At 62.2% G+C, this 20,260-nt stretch carries 22 protein-coding genes; 9 read left to right on the forward strand and 13 right to left on the reverse strand.

Translation table 11 applies throughout. The annotated features are described in order from the left end of the window. Position 1: 1 nt before the first annotated feature. The 5 genes from VF168_12280 to proB all read right to left on the reverse strand — a co-directional run bounded on the left by VF168_12280 (position 2) and on the right by proB (position 4,996). Positions 2–1,465 (reverse strand): M1 family metallopeptidase, encoded by a 1,464-nt coding sequence (locus VF168_12280; protein ID HEX7004953.1) that lies wholly within the window; start codon positions 1,463–1,465, stop codon positions 2–4. Further along, entirely contained in the window at positions 1,462–2,085 is a 624-nt protein-coding gene (gene hisG, locus VF168_12285; protein HEX7004954.1) for an ATP phosphoribosyltransferase, read from the reverse strand. Before hisG ends, VF168_12280 begins: the two co-directional genes overlap by 4 nt. Further along, on the reverse strand, positions 2,082–3,245 hold the full coding sequence (locus VF168_12290; protein HEX7004955.1) for an ATP phosphoribosyltransferase regulatory subunit: 1,164 nt from the start codon (positions 3,243–3,245) through the stop codon (positions 2,082–2,084). Before VF168_12290 ends, hisG begins: the two co-directional genes overlap by 4 nt. A gap of 36 nt (positions 3,246–3,281) precedes the next feature. Next, the gene (locus VF168_12295; protein HEX7004956.1) at positions 3,282–3,785 is read right to left on the reverse strand and encodes a DUF4345 domain-containing protein; all 504 of its coding nucleotides are present in this window, start codon (positions 3,783–3,785) and stop codon (positions 3,282–3,284) included. A 77-nt stretch (positions 3,786–3,862) separates the two neighbouring features. After that, on the reverse strand, positions 3,863–4,996 hold the full coding sequence (gene proB / locus VF168_12300) for a glutamate 5-kinase (protein ID HEX7004957.1): 1,134 nt from the start codon (positions 4,994–4,996) through the stop codon (positions 3,863–3,865). Between the two features lie 39 nt (positions 4,997–5,035). On the opposite strand from proB, the gene VF168_12305 reads away from it, so the two are divergent. Then, positions 5,036–6,055 carry an aspartate-semialdehyde dehydrogenase gene (locus VF168_12305; protein HEX7004958.1) on the forward strand — a complete coding sequence of 340 codons (1,020 nt, stop codon included), beginning with the start codon at positions 5,036–5,038 and terminating at the stop codon, positions 6,053–6,055. A gap of 120 nt (positions 6,056–6,175) precedes the next feature. Here VF168_12305 and VF168_12310 read toward each other — a convergent pair whose 3' ends face one another. Beyond that, positions 6,176–6,943 carry an ElyC/SanA/YdcF family protein gene (locus VF168_12310; GenBank protein ID HEX7004959.1) on the reverse strand — a complete coding sequence of 256 codons (768 nt, stop codon included), beginning with the start codon at positions 6,941–6,943 and terminating at the stop codon, positions 6,176–6,178. Positions 6,944–7,056: 113 nt separating this feature from the next. Between VF168_12310 and VF168_12315 the strand changes: the two genes are divergently transcribed. Further along, on the forward strand, positions 7,057–7,917 hold the full coding sequence (locus tag VF168_12315; protein HEX7004960.1) for a DegV family protein: 861 nt from the start codon (positions 7,057–7,059) through the stop codon (positions 7,915–7,917). 21 nt (positions 7,918–7,938) lie between these two features. Here the strand turns inward: VF168_12315 and VF168_12320 are convergent, their stop codons facing one another. Beyond that, on the reverse strand, positions 7,939–8,559 hold the full coding sequence (locus tag VF168_12320; protein HEX7004961.1) for a hypothetical protein: 621 nt from the start codon (positions 8,557–8,559) through the stop codon (positions 7,939–7,941). A gap of 191 nt (positions 8,560–8,750) precedes the next feature. On the opposite strand from VF168_12320, the gene VF168_12325 reads away from it, so the two are divergent. Beyond that, positions 8,751–9,797 carry a YifB family Mg chelatase-like AAA ATPase gene (locus VF168_12325; protein HEX7004962.1) on the forward strand — a complete coding sequence of 349 codons (1,047 nt, stop codon included), beginning with the start codon at positions 8,751–8,753 and terminating at the stop codon, positions 9,795–9,797. Here VF168_12325 and VF168_12330 read toward each other — a convergent pair. The 3 genes from VF168_12330 to VF168_12340 form a co-directional block, all read right to left on the reverse strand. After that, positions 9,742–11,451 (reverse strand): recombinase family protein, encoded by a 1,710-nt coding sequence (locus tag VF168_12330; protein ID HEX7004963.1) that lies wholly within the window; start codon positions 11,449–11,451, stop codon positions 9,742–9,744. The two genes, VF168_12325 and VF168_12330, sit on opposite strands and share 56 nt — an antisense overlap. A 90-nt stretch (positions 11,452–11,541) precedes the next feature. Beyond that, positions 11,542–11,703 (reverse strand): hypothetical protein, encoded by a 162-nt coding sequence (locus VF168_12335; protein ID HEX7004964.1) that lies wholly within the window; start codon positions 11,701–11,703, stop codon positions 11,542–11,544. 26 nt (positions 11,704–11,729) lie between these two features. Beyond that, on the reverse strand, positions 11,730–11,942 hold the full coding sequence (locus tag VF168_12340) for a helix-turn-helix transcriptional regulator (protein HEX7004965.1): 213 nt from the start codon (positions 11,940–11,942) through the stop codon (positions 11,730–11,732). 492 nt (positions 11,943–12,434) lie between these two features. Between VF168_12340 and VF168_12345 the strand changes: the two genes are divergently transcribed. Continuing rightward, positions 12,435–12,773, forward strand: a complete 339-nt coding sequence (locus tag VF168_12345) for a hypothetical protein (GenBank protein HEX7004966.1) — start codon at positions 12,435–12,437, stop codon at positions 12,771–12,773. A 25-nt stretch (positions 12,774–12,798) separates the two neighbouring features. On the opposite strand, the gene VF168_12350 is transcribed toward VF168_12345, so the two are convergent. Continuing rightward, positions 12,799–13,155 carry a hypothetical protein gene (locus VF168_12350; protein HEX7004967.1) on the reverse strand — a complete coding sequence of 119 codons (357 nt, stop codon included), beginning with the start codon at positions 13,153–13,155 and terminating at the stop codon, positions 12,799–12,801. Positions 13,156–13,421: 266 nt separating this feature from the next. On the opposite strand from VF168_12350, the gene VF168_12355 reads away from it, so the two are divergent. From VF168_12355 to VF168_12370, 4 genes are all read left to right on the forward strand, one after another. Then, on the forward strand, positions 13,422–15,113 hold the full coding sequence (locus VF168_12355) for a DNA methyltransferase (protein HEX7004968.1): 1,692 nt from the start codon (positions 13,422–13,424) through the stop codon (positions 15,111–15,113). Between the two features lie 68 nt (positions 15,114–15,181). Further along, positions 15,182–15,757, forward strand: a complete 576-nt coding sequence (locus VF168_12360) for a hypothetical protein (GenBank protein ID HEX7004969.1) — start codon at positions 15,182–15,184, stop codon at positions 15,755–15,757. Further along, positions 15,750–16,181: a hypothetical protein gene (locus tag VF168_12365; protein ID HEX7004970.1), complete on the forward strand. Its 432-nt coding sequence runs from the start codon at positions 15,750–15,752 to the stop codon at positions 16,179–16,181. The genes VF168_12360 and VF168_12365 overlap by 8 nt, the downstream gene beginning before the upstream one ends. Positions 16,182–16,202: 21 nt before the next feature. After that, a complete protein-coding gene (locus VF168_12370) occupies positions 16,203–17,018 on the forward strand; it encodes a hypothetical protein (protein ID HEX7004971.1) in 816 nt (271 codons plus the stop codon). 1,074 nt (positions 17,019–18,092) lie between these two features. Here the strand turns inward: VF168_12370 and VF168_12375 are convergent. Next, a complete protein-coding gene (locus VF168_12375; GenBank protein ID HEX7004972.1) occupies positions 18,093–18,272 on the reverse strand; it encodes a hypothetical protein in 180 nt (59 codons plus the stop codon). 69 nt (positions 18,273–18,341) lie between these two features. Further along, positions 18,342–18,998: a hypothetical protein gene (locus tag VF168_12380; GenBank protein ID HEX7004973.1), complete on the reverse strand. Its 657-nt coding sequence runs from the start codon at positions 18,996–18,998 to the stop codon at positions 18,342–18,344. 426 nt (positions 18,999–19,424) lie between these two features. On the opposite strand from VF168_12380, the gene VF168_12385 reads away from it, so the two are divergent. Further along, entirely contained in the window at positions 19,425–19,712 is a 288-nt protein-coding gene (locus VF168_12385) for a hypothetical protein (protein HEX7004974.1), read from the forward strand. The last annotated feature ends 548 nt before the right edge of the window (positions 19,713–20,260 follow it).

Below are 20,260 nucleotides of genomic sequence, written 5' to 3' on the forward strand. Positions count from 1 at the left end.
GCTAGCGGCGGGCGGAAGGACGAGGCAACACCCACTCCTCGAAGAACTGTTGGAGCGAGCAGTCGCAGTGCTCCTCTGCCAGCTGCCTGAACTCGAGGGTAGTAGCGATACCGAAGGCGTTCCGCTCCACGTAATCGTTAATGAAGCCGTCGAAGGTTGAATCCCCCACCATCTGGGCGAGCCGCTCCACTACGAGCGGGCCCAGCCCGTAGATGACGGCGCCATACTCGCTCCCGCTGTAGCGGCCCACGGGGAGGCCGATAGGCAGACGGTTACGGCCGATCTGCTCCCAGCGCTCGAGCAGGCCCTGTCGGAAGAGCCGGTACCCCGGCTCGCCGTACACCTCCCGGTAGTAGCGCATCGTCAGGTACTGGGTGACCGACTCGTCGAGCCACGGCTCGCTCACCTGGTCGTTGCCCACGAGAGAGTAGAACCACTGGTGCCCCACCTCGTGGGCGACGGTGCTCTCGAGGAGGATCCTCTGGTCCTCCTCGATCAGCTCGCGCCGGATGGCGATGATCCCCGGGAACTCGACTCCCAGGGCGCTGGTTGTTATCGGAACCAAGTCGAGTTCCCGGAACGGATAGTGCCCGTACAGGTCGCCGAAGAGGCTCAGCGAGCGGAGCGCCGTCTCGACGGCCCTCTCCATGAGCGCCCGATTCTCGGGCCGAGCGTAGGCCCGCACCGTGACACCGTCCTGAGCCCGGACTATCTGCTCCCACTCCTCCCCCGCGGCAAGATAGAAATCGCGAACCGGTCCGGCGGCGAACTCCACGATCTGCCTGCCGCCCTCCAGGTTCCACTCGATCAGATCGCCACTTGCGGCGACGCCAAGGCTGGCGGGGGCGTCGAGTCTGACCCTGAAGAAGGAGCTGCGGGCGTAGACGAGGTCGCCGTAACGCGGAGGAAGGTCGACATCCCATCCTTCCGAGTCATGAACGGCGAGGAGGGCGTAAGCGTGGGCCAGCGAAAGTACCCCTTCGTCCAGAGCCAGGATCCCGTAGTTGCCGCCGCCGGTCTCGGGGACCGCGAGTCGGTAGTCGAGCTTCACGGTTGCCGCCTCACCGGGCTTCAGCTGGACAGGCAGGTCGACACGCATGACCGTCTCGTCGCCCGCGAAACCGGGGCTCACCGCCTCACCGTTCACCTGGAGGTCCCCTACCGTCATCCGTCCACCGATGCGGTTGGGCAGGAGCAGGAAGTAGAGTTCGTGCCACGCTTCGGCGCTGTAGTTGGTGACTCGCACCTCTTCGGTCGCGGTGAGCTGCGTTCCGTCGAGGGTCCAGTCGAGCCGGTAGACGGTTGCGTCGCCGAGGTCGGGCAGATCGGCGCTCATGGTGGGGTGGACGCCGCGCAGGTAGGGCACCGCGTCCTGCCGGGCCCGCGTCCCGCTCTGCGCCAGTGCCGCCGCCGACATCAGCAGCAGGATGGCGATGACCCCCCTTAGCCCCCCGATCGGCTTCACCCTCCGCTCCCCTCCCGGACCGCTCTGAGACGGTCGATCAGCGGCCTCAGCCTCTCGCCCTTCAGTTTCAGGGCCGCCCTGTTGACCACGAAACGGGCGCTCGACTCGAGGATCACATCTACCTCGGCCAAGCCGTTCGCCCTAAGCGTCGCTCCCGTCTCGACGACGTCGACCACGGCGTCGGCGAGACCGGTCAGGCAGGCGAGCTCGACGTTGCCGGAGAGTCGCACGACCTCGGCCGAACTCCCGAGGCGCTCGAGGTAAGTGGCGGTGACCCTGGGATACTTGGTCGCCACCCGCCTGATCGTGCCCGACTCCCCGCTCGGCCTGATGAGCGACAGCCGGCAGGCGGCGAAGCCCAGGTCGACAGGCTCGTAGAGGTCGCTGCCCGCCTCGAGCAGCACGTCCTTGCCTACGATCCCGGCGTCGGCGACGCCCAGTTCGACGTAGACGGGGACGTCGGCATTGCGCATCTCGATCACGGCGAACTCGTCGGCGTGGTGGCGGAGCGCCCTCGGGTCGGCGGAGAGCTCCAGCGCGATGCCGGCGGCCCTCAGCCGGGTCAGGCTCTCCTCCAATACCCTCCCCTTGGGCAGCGCCAGAGTCAGGCTCGGCTTCACCGGTCCCCCTCGAGGATCGCGTTGAGCTCGTCCAGCATCCCGCGCTCGCCGGCGAGTGGCAGCAGCTCGTGGGCCAGCAGGTAGTGCGCCCCCAGCTCCTCGGCCTCGCGCCTCGCCGCATCGGGGTCGCTCTCGAGAGCTCGGACTACCTCGATGCCGGCCTTCCGGAGCAACCGGGCTCCGGCGTCGTCGAGGCTCACCACCAGCGGAGGAGCGGGTTCTCCCGGTTCCGGCAGGGCGGTAAGCAGGCGCTCGAGGCCGAGCGAGAAGCCGGCCGCCGCAGGCAGCAGAGCCCCGTCGTAGCGGCCGCCCCCCAGGAGCGGCTGTCCGAAGTCGAAAGTGTAGGCACGGAAGGTCATGCCGGTGTAGTAGGAGAGCCGTCGCGCCATCCCGAGGTCGAGAAGCAGCTCGCTCGGATCCTCGAACTCGGCGACTATCGCCTCGAGTCGCTCCACCTCACGCAACGTCTCGGGCCACGGAGCGAGCTCTCGCGCGCTCGCCAGCACCTCGAGGTCGCCGTAAAGGTCAGGAACTCGGGTGAGCGAGCGCACCATCTGGGAAGGGAGTTCGAGGAGCTCGAGCAGGGAGACGAGGGTCGCCTGATCCTTCCGGTCGATGGCGTCGGCGACCGGTCCACGAGACCGGCCCGGGACGCCCGCCAGGTCGAACAGGGCCCGCACGAATCCCGGATTGCCGACCTCGACTCTGGGGGTGAGACCCACGGTTCGCACCGACTCCCTGGCCAGGTGGATGAGTTCCGCGTCGGCCCTGGCGTTCGAAACGCCGGCCAGTTCGAGGCCCACCTGGGTGAACTCGCGGGTGCGCGCCAGGTCCGGGTCGATGGCGTGCCACACGGTGCCGGCGTACTGAAGCCGTACCGCAGCCTCGCCGGCTGCCGCCCGGGGGAAGTGCGTACCCACGAGGTGGGCCAGAGCGGGCGTGAAGTCGCTGCGCAGGGCAAGCACACCGTTGTCGCGGTCGGATAGTTTGAACGACTGGTTCGCGCGCGGGTGGCTCGGGTCGTAGATCTCCAGAGCCGGCACCTCGACCTGCTGGTAGCCCCAGGCGAGGTAGAGGTTGCGCAACTCCTCGAGCACCCGGTGCCGGAGACCACCCTGGCGCGGCAGGACGAAACGGGTCCCGTCGGGGATGCCGTTCACAGTAGCTTCGTCATCCTCGTAGCCTGCTTCTCCTCATCAGGAGCGGTAGGCCCGCAGTGGATCGTCTGCTTCCGGTTCGGGGCCTCGGGCTCGGCTCTTGTGGGCGCCCTTCGCCTGACCGGGTTCGGTGCTGCCTAGATAGGCGCCCGCGCCGACTAAAAGGTCGAACGCGAGCAAAGCGATGCTGCCTGGCGAGAACGGTCCGTTTATCAGCAGGCTCAGGAGGCGGCCGAGCGCGGCGGCGAGCCAGAGGAAACCTGCGAAGCGGAGCACGCCTCGGGCCCGCGGACGTGCCGACAAGGCCCACAGCATGAATCCGCCCATGGTGAGGAACATCGCTCCGAAGAGGGCGCGGGCTTCGCCCAGGCCGCGCGGTTGGACGATCTCGAGCCCGGTGAGGCGGAGGGTGAGTACGGGATTGAGCAGGCCCAACAGGCCCAGGACCAGAGTGAGGCCGGCTGCGAGGTAGGCGAGTTGGCTTCGTAGCGACATACGCAGCTCCCAGGCGCCGAGGGCGCCATCTTCCTCAGATGCTACCATCCGCCGGCTTCCGGTCTGGGACGGCTCTAACGGCGACCGCCGGCCCCGCCGGCCGAAAGGCAGGGCGAGCCCAGGCGTCAACGTTCGGTGAGCACCAGGTTGTCGCGGTGGATCACTTCGTCGAAGTCCTTGTAGCCGAGGACCTGAGCGATCTCGCCGGTTTGCCGCCCGCGGATCCGTTCGAGGGCATCGGCCCCGTAGTTGCAGAGACCTCGGCCCACAACCCTGTCACCATGACGGATCGCGACCGCGTCCCCGAAGCCGAACTCCCCGCTCACTTTCGTGACGCCCGAGGGCAACAGGCTCCTGCCCGAACGCAGCGCCCTAACCGCACCGTCGTCGACCTCGATCGAACCCCTCTCCGGCTGCTGCGCCAGCCACGCCTTTCGGGCCGGCGCATGTGCACCAGCCAGGAACCTCGTGCCCCTCACCTCGCCGCGGGCGAGCGCCTCGAGCCCCTCGCCACCGCCGCCTATCACCAGGGTCTCGATTCCGGCGCGAGTGGCGATCGACGCCGCCCGCAGTTTGGTGACCATGCCGCCGGTACCTCTGTCGCTGCCCGGCTTGCCGGCCAGGTGAGTTACCGCATCGACATCTTCCACCACATCGAGTCTTCGCGCATCGGGAGATCGCCTAGGGTCGCCCGTGAATAACCCATCGACATCGGTGAGTATCACCAGGACGTCGGCACCCACCAGGTAGGCGGTCCAGGCAGCCAGGGTGTCGTTGTCTCCCAGACGGATCTCGGCCGTGGCCACGCTGTCGTTCTCGTTTATGACCGGGATGACGCCCAGTTTCAGCGACGCCTCCAGGGCATGCTTGGCATTGACGTAACGTTCGCGGTCCTGCACGTCCTCGGCCGTCAGGAGCATCTGGGCTACCGGCGAGGGAGCCAGCGCCCTGGCCCAGTCGAGCATGAGGAGGGCCTGGCCCACCGTCGCAGCTACCTGCTTCTCGGGCAGCGTCAACGGCAGCTTCAGGCCCAGCCGCTCCCGCCCCGCGGCTCCTGCCCCCGAGGAGACGACCACCGGTTTGCAGCCGTGCGCCGAGCAGAGGACCTGGAGACCGCGCCCGAGAGCCCACAGTTTCGGGAGTGAGATGCGTCCGGTATCGTCCGTGAGCGAACTGGTGCCCACCTTTACGACGACTCGGCGCCAGCTGGTTCCGGTGGGCAGACGGCCGGGCTCCGGGACAGGGAACGTGGCGGGCATGGAGACCATGCTACTTTGACGAACTGACTGGAGGTCGCTATGCGGGTAGCAATCGTAGGAGCAACCGGAGCCGTTGGCCAGGAGCTGTTGACGCTGCTGGCGGAGCGGCAGTTCCCGATCGACTCGTTGCGCCTCTACGCATCCGAACGGTCGGCCGGCAGGCGGATGCGGTTCGCGGACGGCGAGGTGACGATCGAGGCGTTGCCCGCGCACGGGAACCTGGAGGCCGACATCGTCTTCTCCTCGGCCGGCGGGAGCATCTCCAAGGAACACGCCTGGAACTGGGCTCGCAACGGAGGCGTGGTGGTGGACAACACCAGCGCCTGGCGCATGGACGATCGCGTTCCGCTGGTAGTGCCCGAGATAAACGGTGAGGCAGCGCTCGAGCACCAGGGGATCATCGCCAACCCGAACTGCTCGACCATCATCGCGCTCATGGCGCTCGCCCCGCTGCACCGCGCCTTCGGCCTCGAACGAGCGACGGTGGCGACTTACCAGGCCGTGTCGGGATCTGGAGCGGCCGGGATAGACGAACTCGACCGGCAGAGCCGCGCCGTGCTGAACGGCGAGGAGGCCCAACCGAGGAAGTTCCGCCACCCGATCGCCTTCAACCTCTTCAGCCACGACAGTGACGTGGGCGAGGACGGCTACAACGTCGAGGAGCGCAAGTTGCTGCTCGAGTCGCGCAAGATCCTGAGTTGTCCCGCTCTGGCGATAAGCGCGACCTGCGTGCGTGTCCCGGTCTTCCGCGCTCACAGCGAGGCGATCCATGCCGAGTTCTCGCGGCCCGTCACGGTGGCAGAGGCGCGTCGCGTGCTGTCGTCCGCGCCCGGAGTGCGGATCGTCGACGAACCCGAAGAGAACCGCTTCCCAATGCCCTCCGAAGCCAGCGGCAAGGACGAGGTGCTGGTGGGCCGACTCCGCGAGGACGCCAGCAGGCCCGGCGCCCTGGCGCTGTTCGTGGCCGGTGACCAGATCCGCAAGGGCGCAGCCTTGAACGCGGTCCAGATCGGCGAGCTCCTGGTAGAGCAGGGCGTTAGCGCCCCCGCCGTTGGCTAGCTACAGCAGCCCGCTGGCTAGCGCGAGCGCCCTCGCGGGCTACCGGTAGCAGGCTGGTCTAGCGCAAGTCCCGCGGACCAGCTACGCTCTTGCCGGAAAAATCGCCCGACAGCGCTAATGTCACGGCCAGCCGATGCGACCGAGACGAGCGTAGACGAGCACCGCGCCCCACTCGCGCACCACCTCGTCCAATGCCGCGAGTGACTCGGCAGGTTGCGGGTCGGGGTTGAGCAGCGGAGGCTCACCGGCGGTACGGTAGTCGACCGGATATGGGGTGAGAGTCCAGCCGAGGTTGCGGAAGGTCGCCAGTGCGCGCGGCATGTGCATCGCGCTGGTGACCAGCAGCCAGGTCTCCCCGGCCCTCGGCCGCAACCGCTCCAGAGCCAGCAGAGCGTCCTCGTAGGTACTGCGCGACTCGCCGATGAACTCTATCTCGCGGCCCCGGTACTCCTCGCCGAAGATCAGACTCGAATCCCGCGGGCTCGCGACGAAATCGCTCTCGATGTCCTCGCGGTAGACGCCTGTGAGCGCCAGCCGAGCGTCCGGGTAACGGCGCGCCAGAGCGGCCGCCGCCATCAGCCTCTCTGCCGACTCGTTCAGGTTGAGTTGACCGCGTTCGCGGCTCGTCCGCCACTCGACCGCCCCGCCAAGCACGAGGATGCCTTCGACCTCCGCCGGCATCGGCTCGGGGCGCTCTACTCGGCGCTCGAGCTCCCAGGCGAGCCGGCCGGCCACGTCGAAGGTGGTGGGCACGGCCACCAGCAGCAGCGCGGCTCCGGCGAACAGAACGGCGAGCCGCTGTGCCCGCACGGCCAGCGCCATCAGCGCGAGCAGCAGGCAGATGGCCATGAGGCTACCGGGCTGGAGCAACCACCAGATATCGAACATCAGCATCTCCGTCGGGGGCGGCGCGGATTCAGGCGGGTCTCGTATACTCGGACGGATATCACGAAACGAACGCCGTCCCGCCCGCATTGTCGGCCGGAAACGGAAGGAGAGCCATGAAACTTGCCATCGTCACCGACTCCACCTGCGACCTGAGCGCCGACGAGCTGTCGAGGCTCGACGTCAGGAGGGTTCCGCTCTACGTGAGCTTCAGGGGGGAGACCTATCGGGACTGGCTCGAGCTCACTCCGAAGGAGATCATCGAGGGCGTTCAGGCGGGGGCCGACCTTCCCACCACCAGCCAGCCCAGCCCACAGGATTTCGAGGCGGCCTACGAGGAGGCGAAAGCGGCCGGGGCCGAGGAGATCCTCTGCATCACGATCAGCTCCGACCTCTCGGGCACTTTCCAGTCGGCCAATCTGGCGAAGGGTTCCGTCGGCATACCGGTCACGCTCTTCGACAGCCGAGCGGCCAGCATCGGCCTGGGCGAGATGGTGAAGAAAGCCGCCGCGCTTCGCGATTCGGGCGCCTCCACCGAAGAGATCGTTCGAGCGCTGGAGTCGATCCGCGACAGCAACATGCCGCTCTTCACCGTCGCTACCCTCGATTTCCTGCAGAAGGGCGGTCGGATCGGACGGGCGGCAGCGCTGATGGGCGGGCTCCTCAACATCAAACCGATCCTGTCGCTCGAGAACGGGAAGATCGTTCCCCTCGGTCGGGCCAGAGGTAACAAGAAGGCGCTGGCCGAGCTCGTCAACCAGGTGCGTAAGCACCGGGAGCGCTTCCCGGGGAAGCTCGTCGTCAACTTCCTGCACGTGCAGGATCCGGAGGCCGCCGAGCAGGTGCGGGCGGCGCTCGAGCGCGAAGGGATCAGGTACGAGGGGGGTCAGGTCTACGAGATCGGCGCCGTCGTCGCCTCCCACGTGGGTCCGGGGACCTACGGACTCTACATGCACGCCGAGCCGGCCGAGCGCTGAACCGGCCGGCCGGCCGCGCCTTCAGAAGTCGATGTAGTTCTCGATCACCTCGACGGTCAGGGTGATGGCCAAAGCCGCGAAGTCGGTCCGGACGGAGAGGGTGACGTCGACCATGTTCTCCTCGCCTTCGGTGATGGTCCGGAGCATGCGGCGGAACTCCTCGCCGGCCACCGTGAACGTAAGGGCGCGGGCGGCGGCCTCCGGGTCGGAGAAGACGTAGTTGCACCCCTCCCCGCAATCGGTCGAGCGCTTCAGCTCGAGGGGCCCGAAGTCGACGGTCGCGCTCACCGGCTCCGGCGCTCCGGACCGGTCCGACACCGTGAAGCCGAGGGTCCCGCTCAGCGCGATCGTGTCGGGAAGAGGGGTCAGAGGGGCATCGACCCATACCCCGTTGCGGAAGCCTTGGACGCTGCGGAACGAGCGGGGGGCGATGGGGAACGACGGACGCTTGATATCGGCGAAGGCCTGAGACGGGGCCTCTACCGTAGCCTCGGTGGTGCGGTTGAGCGGTACCGTCAGCGTTCGCTCGGTGAACCCCAGAGCGTCCCGTCCTATCGCGATGGGCGGGATCAGTGCGCAGCCGCCCAGGAGCAGGGGCAGGAGGGCGGTGGCGATGGCGACGGCGAATCGTACTCTCTTCATCTCTCCACTCCGATGGTCATGTCGGCCGGGGCCACTTACTGGCTCACGGCGGCCTGTACTCGGGGCGACCAGCTGATATCACCGGAACCCTAACGGCTCGCCCCCGGGAACTCTCGTCACGGGCCTACTCTTGGCCCGCACGTGCCCATCCTCGCGCGTCGGGACCCCGCTGGCGCGAATAGATTTCACTCATGCTCGCACACGCCACTTCAGCGGCGCTCCAAGGCATCGACGCGTTCGAGGTGCGGGTGGAGGCAAACATCGCCAACGGCCTGCCGCACCTGCAGATCGTGGGGCTCCCGGGCGCGGCCGTTCAGGAGTCCCGAGAGCGGGTGCGGGCAGCTCTGCAGAACGCCGGCCTGCCCTTCCCCATGCGCCGCGTCGTGATCAACCTGGCGCCGGCCGATGTACGCAAGGAGGGCCCCGCATTCGACCTGCCGATGGCGCTCGTCCTGCTGCTGGCCCAGCGCGCCCTCCCACCCGACTCGCTGGCCGGCACCATCACCATCGGCGAACTGGCCCTCGACGGCGTGTTGCGGCCCGTCAGAGGGGCGGTGAGCATAGCCATCCTGGCGAATCAGTCGCACGCCAGGCGCATCATCGTGCCGCCGGCCAATGCCGGGGAAGTAGCCGCAGTGTGCGATGCCGAGGTGGTAGCACCGAGGACGCTGGCGCACGCCGTCTCGTTCCTGCGCGGGAACGGCGCTCTAAGCAGGATCCTCCCGCCGCCACCGGAACGCGCTCCCCCGGGGCCCGACCTGGTCGATGTGAAGGGCCAGTTGGGGGCCAAGAGGGCGCTTGAGGTGGCCGCCGCCGGAGGTCACAACCTCCTGATGACCGGTCCTCCCGGCGCCGGCAAGACGATGCTCGCCACACGCCTACCGGGCCTGCTTCCCGACCTGACGCGCGCGGAGTCGATAGAGACGACCAGGATCCACTCGGCGGCCGGGCTACCGGCAACTGGGCTCCTGTCCCGACCGCCCTTCCGGCGACCTCACCACACCGTCTCGTACGCCGGGCTCATCGGAGGCGGGGCGACCCCGAGGCCCGGCGAGGTGAGCCTGGCCCAGAACGGCGTCCTCTTCCTCGATGAATTCGGAGAGTTCAACCGCGCCGCGCTCGAGACGTTGCGACAACCGCTGGAGGACGGACTCGTGACCATCAGCCGCGCTCGCGGCAGCCTCACCTTCCCTGCCCGCTTCCTCCTCGTGGCCAGCCGCAATCCGTGCCCATGGTGAATTTAGCAGGGTCAAAGTCAACGTGGATGCTCGCCCAGCGCTCTTCCCTGTTCTTGATGCGATGATCGACGAATATTCCCAGCCCGAGTTCGTGCATGATCGCGTTCACCGATTTCCAATCGTCGCCCTTCAGTGACTCCTTCAGTGTCTCCAGCCTTCCCATAAGGCCCTCGACGTGCTCCTCGGCTCTACTGACAATTCCGTCCTCGACGAGGGCGTTGTAATCGGGCTCCTCCTCCAGCTTGGGGTCGACTTGCAACTCCACCGGCTCCACCCCGAGTCGGTCAAGCGCAGCTCTTCCGGTTCGCTGCTTCGCTTGTACCTCGCCAATCTCCTGCTCCAACTCCGAGCGCTGCTGATCGAGCCGGGTCAGTCGGTCGTTTAGGACCGAAAGGACGCTTTCAAACTGATCCGGTTCTAAGCTGGCGAAGTTCCTGGCTATCTTGTCTTGCTCTTCCACTAGTAACGACAACTGTTCTTCCAACTGATCAAGTTGGCTCGTGGCTCGGGTGTCACGAAGGACCAGGGCGATCAGCTCGTTTCGCAGCCGGTTCTCGAAGTCGCCATCTTCTTCGTAGAAGACCGTGCGCTCTAGCCACTCCAGCACGGCATCGCGAATCTTGCCATCACTGACGCTGTATTTGCAGACTGAGAACCTTGTCGGCCTGCGCAGGTACTTATAGGTGCTCAGGCGCCGATATGAGGCGCAGGAGAGGATGTGCTGACGCCTACCGTTGGTTTCCTTTACGCTGCTTGGTCCAACGTATGCGCCGCAGCCGGAGCAACGGATGAGCTTACGGAACGGTGAAGGGTCGCGAGCCCGGCCGAGAACTCGAACCTCTAATGCGGCCTGGACTTGTTCACGGGTAAGAATGGCTGGGTACTTGTACGTAACTACATGAGGCTTGCCGCGCACATGAATCCGGCGCTCGAACGGCTCACCCGCATACATCATTCCGTGGTCGAGGATTCGGTTGACAGTCGAGGCTGCCCATCCTTCGCCGGTTCGAGTCCTCGGCTCGAAACCATCAGCGTTCAACCTCTTAGTGATCTGATAGTAGGGCTGTCCGGCAGCGGTAAGCCGATATATCAGCTTCACCGCCTCGGCTTGGTGGTCAAGGATGCCAGGCATCTTTACCTTGATGCCGTCTATCAACTTCGGTTCAAGTTGATAGCCGAAAATGGTCTTTACGACCCAGCCGCCCTTTTGCAGGATGGCGGCGGTGGCGTCTGCTGAGCGCCTGAGCGTCTTCCTGCGTTCGTGCTCGGCGAATGCGTTGTAGAAGATCGTCTCGTCGAGGAAGTCTTCGAGAGACTTGAACTCAGAGCGCATGTCGGCGACTGCAACAGTGCCCCCGCGCTTGAAGATGTCTTCGAGAATCGCCTCCAGTGCCTTTCGCTCTCTGGCGATTCGGTCGACGGTACTAAAGAGAACGACATCCACATCGCGAGCTTCTATGGCCTCGCGTATCTGGGTTAGTCCTGGTCGCTCTGAGGTGGTCCCGGAGATGTTGTCATAGACCGGCTCAGCAGCCTCCTCCCATCCCTGAGAGTCGGCGTACCGACGGCATTGATCGGTTTGAACGGCCGGAGAAGTGTTGTCCCTCTGATCTACTGTCGAGTTTCGGGTGTAGACGATGTAGCGACCCGGCATGGGGGGATTCTATGGTTAATAGGGCAACCAAAACCGTGATCGTCGACCGGTTGACAGGATGAAGCTAGGCAAAGGTGTGGACCAGTGGTTTCAATCCTGGCGAAACAGGCTTTCCCAGAAGTCGAAGACTTCCAGGACCCCGCCGAGGATGAGGCCAAAGAAGAGTCCGGGGAAGCCGTGGCCAGCTATGATTCCGATCACCCCGCCAAGCAGTGCGATTGCGATAATTCTGGCGTCTCGCTTGTGCAGCATCCGGTTCCCTCCTACTCCGACTTGCGCTAGCCGTGCTCCTGATCGTCAGGTACCGCCGTCAGCTTGAGATGCAGCGCCTTGAATATCTTCTCCCAGCCCTCCGCGAGGTTTCCACTCCGGCCCCGCAGCAGTTCGCTTACATGTTGGGGAGACAAGCCTGTTAGATCAGCCAAGTCTTTTTGCTGAAGGTCTCGACGAGCAAGCTCGACCCGGACAGCCCTTCGAATATCGTCGTTCACGCACATGACAGTAACAAGCATACACTGTTAAACCTTCATTCTTCGTGTCGTATACGCTCTTGCTTCGCTGTTATACGCTCCGCCTCCGGTCGACATGCTAAAATGAATCGTCGAAAACTAGCGAAAGGGGGAGGGTATGCCACGCTTTAGGGTTGAGGTCAGGCGCCGGAAATCACCGCCCGAGGAAGCTCTAATCATGCGCGTTACGGTTGGTAGCCAGGCAGAGGCGGAATGGCTCGCTGGTCAGCTTACAGATGAGGACTCGACGGCCCGCGTGACCGGCGAAGACTCCTATGGCACTCACTCGCCAGGACAGCAGGAAAAGAGCTAGTCGAGGCAAAACGAGTCGGCGCTACTTGGGATGACATCATCTAGGCAACCTAGGCCACTGCCTAGATGATGTCTTTAAGCTCGACGAGAAGCGAACAAACTTGGAGAACGGCACGTTTGACATTTTCGCGACCGCAACGACCGTGAGAAGGAGGGTAGGAGATGCCAAGTTCGACAGAATCAAAGGGGAACGGAAGCCTCAACGACACAGGCTTCGCCCACGCCGTTGACGCCTTGCTGTGGATAAGCCCGTCAGGTGACGACTTGGATAACTCGGCCAACTATAAGGCAGTCGCGTGGTCGTTGGAGGAGCGTAAGTTGGCTGTCGAAAAGCTGCGTGATCTGGTGAGTGGTGTTCTACCCTCCGGCACATGGCGAACACACCCAGAACTCGCGGCGCCGTTGCTCGAAGCGCACTTGTTCTTGGATTGGCTCAACGGAGACGGCGACAGCTTGGGTAAGTTGTTCGCCGACGAGGAAGGACATTTGGGGGAAAGCTAGGGCACCTAAAATGGTGCAGCCTACGTCACTTCTCGACGTAGATCACGACCATGTGATCTACGTACGTAACGTCGAATGACTTTCCGTGCAAGGTGTACCGCTTGAACCATGTTCCGGCGCCGTCAGTCTCCCAGGCGGTAACAATCTTGAAGAATGACGATTCGTGTTGATCGAGAACTAGATCCCACCAGGGCTGGAAGTATGGGAATTCAGGTAGCGCACGGCCGCATACCCATGCTTGGTGGCTCGGGGGGTTCTGAGGGCACTCGATCTCTCGAACATCCAAAGTCTCGGACATTATGCTGGCAAGCTCTTCTCCCGGCGTCTGCGCTATCGCCAATGATGCCAGCGTCAGTACAGCTATGACCCATGCCTTTTTCATGTTGCCCCCAACCACTCTCGCCGGTCAGTGTTCCCTGTTGGTACCTTCGATCATATGGGAGTGCTCCCATCCGGTACTAGGCATTTGCCCAGGGAGACGGCCCCGCCACTTGTCGACCGGTCTATCGTCTCCTTGGCGCTCATCGCCTAGCCTCGCTCGCTTTGAACGGCCGGGCGAGGCATTTTTCCATATGGTCGTAACCAGCCAGGCTTATACTGAGCCACTACAGATATCGAAGAGCTACAGGGGGGGCATGAGGGAAACCGATGCCCAAAACGCTCTACTACGGCGACAACCTAGATATACTGCGCGAATCAATTTCGGATGAGAGCGTCGATCTCATCTACTTGGACCCACCATTCAACAGCGCCGCCGACTACAACGTCATCTTTCGGGAACATCTCGAACAGGGGCCACAAGCTCAGATTACGGCGTTCGAGGACACTTGGCAGTGGTCTGAATCGTCAGCTCGCGCTCTCGACGAGTTGGTTAATGTCCACGGTGCGCTAGCCGAGTTCATGGATTTCACTGTGCGTCGACTCGGGCACAACGCACTTAGCGCCTACCTCGCAATGATGGCGATTCGGCTTGTGGAGCTTCACCGCGTACTCAAGCCAACCGGCTCTCTGTTCCTCCACTGCGACCCGACGGCCAGCCACTACCTGAAGGTTGTCCTCGATATCCTCTTCGTTCCAACCAACTTTCGTAGCGAAATCATTTGGCGCCGACATGGAGCGCATAACGACGCTAGCCGCAACCTCGCGTCGGTTCACGATGTAATCCTCTACTATGCCAAGCGCCCCGCCGCAACCTTTAATCGTCTCTACACAGCCCACGACCCGGAGTACATCGAGAGGGCCTACCGCCACTTCGATGATCGTGGCAGGTATCGAGTTCAAAATCTTGCTAGCCCAAACCCGCGTCCAAACCTTACTTATGACTACACAGCGCTGAATGGGCTCACGTACAAGCCGCATCCTAACGGCTGGAAGTACACACCAGAACGCCTGCGGAATCTGGATGAAGAGGGCCGCCTGCACTACCCGAATAAGCCTGATGGCCGACTCGCACTGAAGAACTACCTCGGGGAGATGACGGGACCGGCGCTCTCTAATCTGTGGACAGATATTGGTGGGCTAAGCGGGTCACATGCTGAACGCTTGGGGTATCCGACGCAGAAGCCAGTAGCACTGTTAGAGCGAATAGTCGAGATGGCGTCAAACCCAGGTGACATTGTGCTGGACCCGTTTTGCGGTTGCGGTACAGCGATAAGTGCTGCCGAGAAGTTTGGGCGACAGTGGGTAGGCATAGATGTCACCCACCTCGCCGTGAGCCTCATACAAGCACGACTTCGCCAGGACTTCGGTTTGGAATCGGGAGAGGACTATGCCCTCGAAGGCACTCCTTCCGATGTTGAAAGCGCTCGGTACCTCTTCGAGCAAAAGGAGGATGGCCCTTACCAGTTTCAATTCTGGGCTGTCGGCCTCATCGGGGCGCAACCGTTCGGCGCCGGTGCCTCTGGGAAGAAGGGAAAGAAGGGCCGCGACTCCGGCATCGACGGAGTCCTCTACTTCCGCACTCCGGGCGGTGAGAAGCTGGAGAAGGTCATCGTCAGCGTCAAGGGCGGCAAGAGCCTGAATCCAGGCATGATTCGAGACCTGGAGAGCGTTGTGCGCCGCGAGAAGGCGGCCATGGGCGTCTTCCTAACCCTAGAGGAGCCTACACAGGGGATGCGCCAGGAGGCTGCGAAGCACGGTCTCTACCATCACGAGGACGAGAGCTATCCGGTGATGCAGATACTTACGGTGGCCGACCTTCTCAACGGCAAGCGCCCGGCGATTCCTCGTGGCGCCGCGAACGTCAGCCTTGACCGCAAGGAAGTGAAGACGATCAAGTCAGACAAGCGGTCAAAGTCCATGAATCCGCTCTTCGGAAAACCTGTCAGCGAGTCGGACTAGCTGTAGGTGAGTATGAAAGTGCACACCAAACTCTCACCTGCTCTGCTGCTAGATGAGGTTTACAGCCGTTGCAACTGAACTCAGAGTCACTCAATACCTCTGCTCTTCCTAACTGGTTCGCCTATTTCGCGCAGACGTATGGTGACGCCGCGAGCGTTGTCGGTCTCGTACTATCAATCGGCGGTCTAGCGGCGACTATTGTGGTCGCACTTAGGGCTCGAAGTGCAGCCATACAGGCGCGAGATGCTGCCTTGGCAGCTCAAGGCAAAATTCTTCAATTCGATGCTATAGCCGAGGTGGTCGCAGCCGTGAGTATGCTTGAGCAAGCAAAGAATCTTCATCGACTTGGAGCCTGGAGTTCTGTAATCTACTACTACTCCGCAGCTCGGCAATCACTTGCCAGGGTAAGGGCAGCTCCGCTTTCCGAGGCGCAACAGGCTGCCATAACGGGCATAATCACTACTCTCCGCAACTTTGAACACAGGGTGGAGAAAGGTCCTAGCGAGGGACTGACCGAGAAGCTGGCTGACTTGAATCGAGTCATTGCACGCGAAATCGACAAACTCACCGCACTACAGCAGGAGATGAGGCAGGCAGGCATCGAGTCATATTTGCCAGGGGCCGAAAGGGGAGCCAATGGATAAGGCCATATTGTTGATTCGGCACCTTGTGGAAAAAACAGGGACTAGCGCAATTCAATGGGAGGAAACAGAGAGCGAAGGTGAATTCCAGGCATCATTTTCGAGCGCATATTCGGTCCGGATAGAGACGAGAGAGAGTCTGTCTGCCGAGGATACCGTCGACTATGTTGTCAGTATCTTCAACGCCGATGGAAAGCTGGTTGAGGAGCTGTCAGACGTCGACGTTGCTTCTGCCTATCAGAGAGCGTACAACGCTAGCGCATTCGAGGGAATGCGCGCAATGTACGAGGCCGCGCGACGGCAGGCGATGGGAGTCGACGAAGCACTTGACGCTCTAATTAGTGACCTATCAAAGTTCGAAAATAGCAAGACGTCGGGACCGGATACAGATGTGGAGTTTCCACCCGAGGAAGATCTGCCATTTTGACGAGTTGCGGAGGGAAGCACTTTGCAACAACGACTTCCTGAATCCCAGACGAAGGTGAAATTACCTTTATCGCTTAGAACCTTGGCGTGGAGGTTGCTCGCCCTTGGTGCGGTACTTCTTCTCCTTGCAATTCTTCTTCGATACTTCGCTGGCTTCGACGAGTTCGTTGCCGAAATCGTGTTGTCTGTTGCTACCATCGCGCTAGGCTTCGGCGTTGCTCTGCTCTTTGTCGACCCTATTGCTCGGCAGGCACTAGATCAGGCAGAGCAGGAGCACTGGGCCGGAGCATCCAACAAAATTCGCGCATCGCTCCAGGCTTCCGCTAAGACAACTGCTTCGCAAGGGGTTCTATTTTTGTACGGAGGACTTGAGGTTCTAGGCCAATTGCCATTAGAGTCACCAGACGCGAAGAACATTCTCTACTACAAAACCCAATCAGACCCAGTCGTGTTCGTAGAAGTGGCCAACGAGATGATCGAGTCCTTTGAGAAGGAATTGAACAAGAACGAGCTCCAGCCTGCCGAGCTTTCAGAGTGGTATACCTTAGAGCGGGTTCAGCCCATTCTTAAGACTGCTAGGCAACTTCAAGCCTCTTTGGACCTTTTGTCGTCTACGCCTAGCACTAGCCCAAAACTGTTTGAGGCCAAGTCGCGACTTAGCGAGGGCTTGAATTGGTTCGAGAATGCAGAGAACTTACAGAGCCTAAAGAACAGTCCAGTTTCTACTGAGCACGCACATAGTCTTCAGGCTTTGAGCGTCGTTAAAGGGTTAAAGGAGATCGTCGCGGTGTCCCTTGACTTGTACGTCTCGTTATCCGTTCAGTCGAGCACTGTGTAGCGAAGCTCGCGACAGACTACCGCCTGTCATTGATCAAAATATTGAGTTGCGGGGCCAGGGAGAATATATCCCGTGGGCCTCCTGCGAGAGCCTCGTCGCCGACTGTTTGAGGGGGGACCCCAGATAAAAGCCGGGGGGTCCGTCTAGGTCGTCTTCGGAGGGGTCCCCGCCCGATCACTGCCGACCTGCCGCCGTCGCCTCCAGCTTGGGAGGGGTATGGGACCCAAATGCCGGGGAGGGGCCGCCGGGAGCCGCCTGGCACGGCGACGTGCCACATTAGTCTGGACAGACTGATTCAAGCCAGTCCAGGACTGTACTGCTACTGGTTACGTCGGGATGGTAGCGATTCATCGTCAAGGTCCCGTAGAAATTTCCGTCAGCATCCACAATTACGGGAGGATCACTCGCATAAGGGTTACAAGCGCTATCCGAGGAGTATTTAGAACCGTAGTCGCCGTAGGGATTGAAGATCGACGTTGAAGAATACTGACTCCCATGGTCTCCGTAGCGATTATGGACAGAGTCGCTGTCGTACTCACTGCACGTCAGGCAACCCAAAAAGACATCATGTCTGTCACCGCCGAATAGCAGCAAGTCGGACTGCGCGTATGCGAAGGAACAAAATCCTACGAGGAGCAGCGTGAAGAGAATCGAGCGCTCGATCATGCCTAACCCGCCCTTCCAACGACGCATCTCCCGCTACCAAGTATTGCGTTAATGAATTGTACTCCATCAGAAATGATGTAACCGCCAGTTCAAGCTGGGTGGATTTTGGGCTCTCGCAGGGGGCCCCGGCCCATCCTGCTGGGACTCCGGTCGTTCGCCTTCGACTTGGGTGGGTTACTGAGTCTAGCCCCCCAGGGGGTACCCCAGGGACCGTCTGGCACGGGGCAAGTGGTGGAATCATAATATTTGTTATGTTTCCGCGCGGTGCCGGTGATGCTCGATATGCCTCTCCCTGCCGCTGAAGCCGGGTCAGCTCCCCCGAGAAGTTGACACCGGCGGCGGCGGCCGGAACCGGCGCCCAGGTGATCGACCGGAGGCTGGCCATGACCTTGCTCATTCCCCGATTGCTCATTGGGCTCGCTGCTCAGGGCGCCGCTCGGCGTCGCTGTAGCCCAGTTCGTAAATGGCCCAGCGTTTGATGGCGAAGCTGTGGCCCCAGTACGCCGGAAAGTCGTGCAGTAGTTGAGTGATCAGCAGGCGCTCACGGCGCCGCATCCGAAGGGTGGTCGGGAAGGCTGGCTCAGGCATCCATACTCCTTCTTTGTCGGTTCGACAGGGGTGGGCGCCCGGAAGGGCGGCGGGCGCCCAGGTGAACGACTACAGGCTCTCCAGTGTGTCTGCCAGCGACGGCTCCCGGCTCGCTTGCTCCATGAAACCCTTCTCCAGGGTGTTAGGGGCCGGGAAGTGACCGGCGAACGCCGAAGATAGGCCATAAGCACTTTTCTTGCTCATGTCCTGTATGAGCCAATAGGTGATCTGAAGGGCGTGAGCCCATGCCTGGGGCGGATCGTCGTGCCGGTTTCGACTGATCGGCATAAGTAGGCTGAAGTCGCCCAATGGCTTCGGGCGTTCGACGCCGAGTTCCACCTGGCACCGGTGGTACTCGGTGGCCAGCTTGCCCAGTTCCTCATGTCGGGCGAGGACCCGCTTGGCTGCTCTCTGGAGGACCTTCTCCACCTTCAACAGTTCATCGCGGATAGCGTCGTCGAGCGGCTGGGCCTCGGCGCGTATCTCATCCATTCTGGCGCGGGCCTTTTCCTGGCTGTTCCGGTCCAGCTCGGTTTTCTGCCGGGCGCGGAGGTCTTCGAGGCGCGTCCTGGCCTCCTCTAGCAGGTTCTCGGCGGCGGTTAGCTGGGCGCGGAGGGTGATGCGCTGGCCGACAGATTCCGGCTCCTCCTGGCGCAGCTCTTCGACCTGCGCCTCCAGCTCTTTGATATCTTCTCTGGCCTCGTGTATCTCAGTGATGAACGTCATTTCGGCTCCGTTTCTCCCCCTCGCGTGAAGGGGGCTTGTGGCTTAGGGGTCTCTTACTCTGCCGAGGGCTCACGGCGGCGCCCGACAGTCGGTGCCGTGAGCGACCACGGATGATCTGAAGCCTGTGCTGTACGGACGGCGGCAGTATTGGCGGGGATGAAGCCTAGGCAAACACCTACTATGGGAACCGTGCATGTATCCCGATGGACTGTGTATGGCGGTGCGTGCTCCATGGCATGGGCCTAGGTAGGGGATGGTTAGAAGCCGGCAAGTCGACGGGTTGACAGTCAATGGGCCTTTAGCGGTCCAAATCGTCGGAGTTTGCCCCTGCTTAAGTGCTTTAGCGGGAGGATGAAACGCCCATCCCATGGGCGCGGCAGGTACCCCGTTCTCCTGATCGACGTTTCCGTTGTTGTCCTCGGAGAATTGCTGCGACTCCTCGATGTGTGCCGGGCGCTCGCCATCTTTGCCGAAAGGTGGCTGCTCCTTCGGTTGATGCCGTGTGAGCGAGGTGGAGTGCGGCGCCGTACCAAGGTAGAAGTCGATGTACTCGGCGTCAGACAAGAGGCTGTCGAGATCATTGGAGTAATCCAGGTGGCCCAGCTCGTCCTCAACCGAGTAGGGGGCGCCGTACATCTCGACCAAGTCGGCTTCGGCGAAAGCACGTTCTTCCTGGTCTTCTGGGCAGAGAACGTCGAGGGAGGTGGCGAATAGATTGGGGCGGTCGATTTCGGCGCCTTCGTACTCGACGGCTGGAGGCGGGGGCGCACCCGTGGCGCTGTGACTATCCCCCACTCCGTAGCTGTTGGCCATTCGACCCGGCGCCAGTGTCCTTCCTCCAGGGGAAAGAGCGCCGCTGCTGTCTCGCTTTTCAATAACCGTTTCAATAACCGTACCCTCCACGTTGTCGACCCGTAGATCCCCAGCCCAGGTATTAGTTCTATGGTTGGTACGAACTGACAAATGACCTGCTCGCGGGTCGACACCGGGGTTGCTAGGCTGTATCTCCTTGCCGGGTTGGTACGGCTTGTAGAGGCGTTCCTGGTTGGGTTTCCATTGATGGGCCAGTTGCAGGACGTCGACTGCGTACCACTTAGTACGCCAACGCGGCCTGTGGTTGTCTCGGAGCAGCAGCCCTCTCTCGACAAGGTTCTTGAAGGCGGTTCGCACGTTTCTGGTTGAGAGACCCGGCAATTGTGCTACCCAGCGCTCTATCGAGCCTGTAGTCCACCATCTACCCTCGTGGTAGTAACCCCACCTCT

Source organism: Trueperaceae bacterium (assembly GCA_036381595.1).
Taxonomy (GTDB): domain Bacteria; phylum Deinococcota; class Deinococci; order Deinococcales; family Trueperaceae; genus DASVCN01.

What these genes read in the sequence shown, in the direction of transcription:
- VF168_12310 (HEX7004959.1), bottom strand. Translation starts at nt 6,943, where the DNA reads ATGTTCGATATCTGGTGGTTGCTCCAGCCCGGTAGCCTCATGGCCATC.
- VF168_12320 (HEX7004961.1), bottom strand. Translation starts at nt 8,559, where the DNA reads ATGAAGAGAGTACGATTCGCCGTCGCCATCGCCACCGCCCTCCTGCCC.
- VF168_12315 (HEX7004960.1), top strand. Translation starts at nt 7,057, where the DNA reads ATGAAACTTGCCATCGTCACCGACTCCACCTGCGACCTGAGCGCCGAC.
- VF168_12295 (HEX7004956.1), bottom strand. Translation starts at nt 3,785, where the DNA reads ATGGTAGCATCTGAGGAAGATGGCGCCCTCGGCGCCTGGGAGCTGCGT.
- VF168_12380 (HEX7004973.1), bottom strand. Translation starts at nt 18,998, where the DNA reads ATGACGTTCATCACTGAGATACACGAGGCCAGAGAAGATATCAAAGAG.
- VF168_12345 (HEX7004966.1), top strand. Translation starts at nt 12,435, where the DNA reads ATGCCAAGTTCGACAGAATCAAAGGGGAACGGAAGCCTCAACGACACA.
- VF168_12325 (HEX7004962.1), top strand. Translation starts at nt 8,751, where the DNA reads ATGCTCGCACACGCCACTTCAGCGGCGCTCCAAGGCATCGACGCGTTC.
- VF168_12355 (HEX7004968.1), top strand. Translation starts at nt 13,422, where the DNA reads ATGCCCAAAACGCTCTACTACGGCGACAACCTAGATATACTGCGCGAA.
- proB (HEX7004957.1), bottom strand. Translation starts at nt 4,996, where the DNA reads ATGCCCGCCACGTTCCCTGTCCCGGAGCCCGGCCGTCTGCCCACCGGA.
- VF168_12305 (HEX7004958.1), top strand. Translation starts at nt 5,036, where the DNA reads ATGCGGGTAGCAATCGTAGGAGCAACCGGAGCCGTTGGCCAGGAGCTG.
- VF168_12365 (HEX7004970.1), top strand. Translation starts at nt 15,750, where the DNA reads ATGGATAAGGCCATATTGTTGATTCGGCACCTTGTGGAAAAAACAGGG.
- VF168_12375 (HEX7004972.1), bottom strand. Translation starts at nt 18,272, where the DNA reads ATGCCTGAGCCAGCCTTCCCGACCACCCTTCGGATGCGGCGCCGTGAG.
- VF168_12335 (HEX7004964.1), bottom strand. Translation starts at nt 11,703, where the DNA reads ATGCTGCACAAGCGAGACGCCAGAATTATCGCAATCGCACTGCTTGGC.
- VF168_12330 (HEX7004963.1), bottom strand. Translation starts at nt 11,451, where the DNA reads ATGCCGGGTCGCTACATCGTCTACACCCGAAACTCGACAGTAGATCAG.
- VF168_12350 (HEX7004967.1), bottom strand. Translation starts at nt 13,155, where the DNA reads ATGAAAAAGGCATGGGTCATAGCTGTACTGACGCTGGCATCATTGGCG.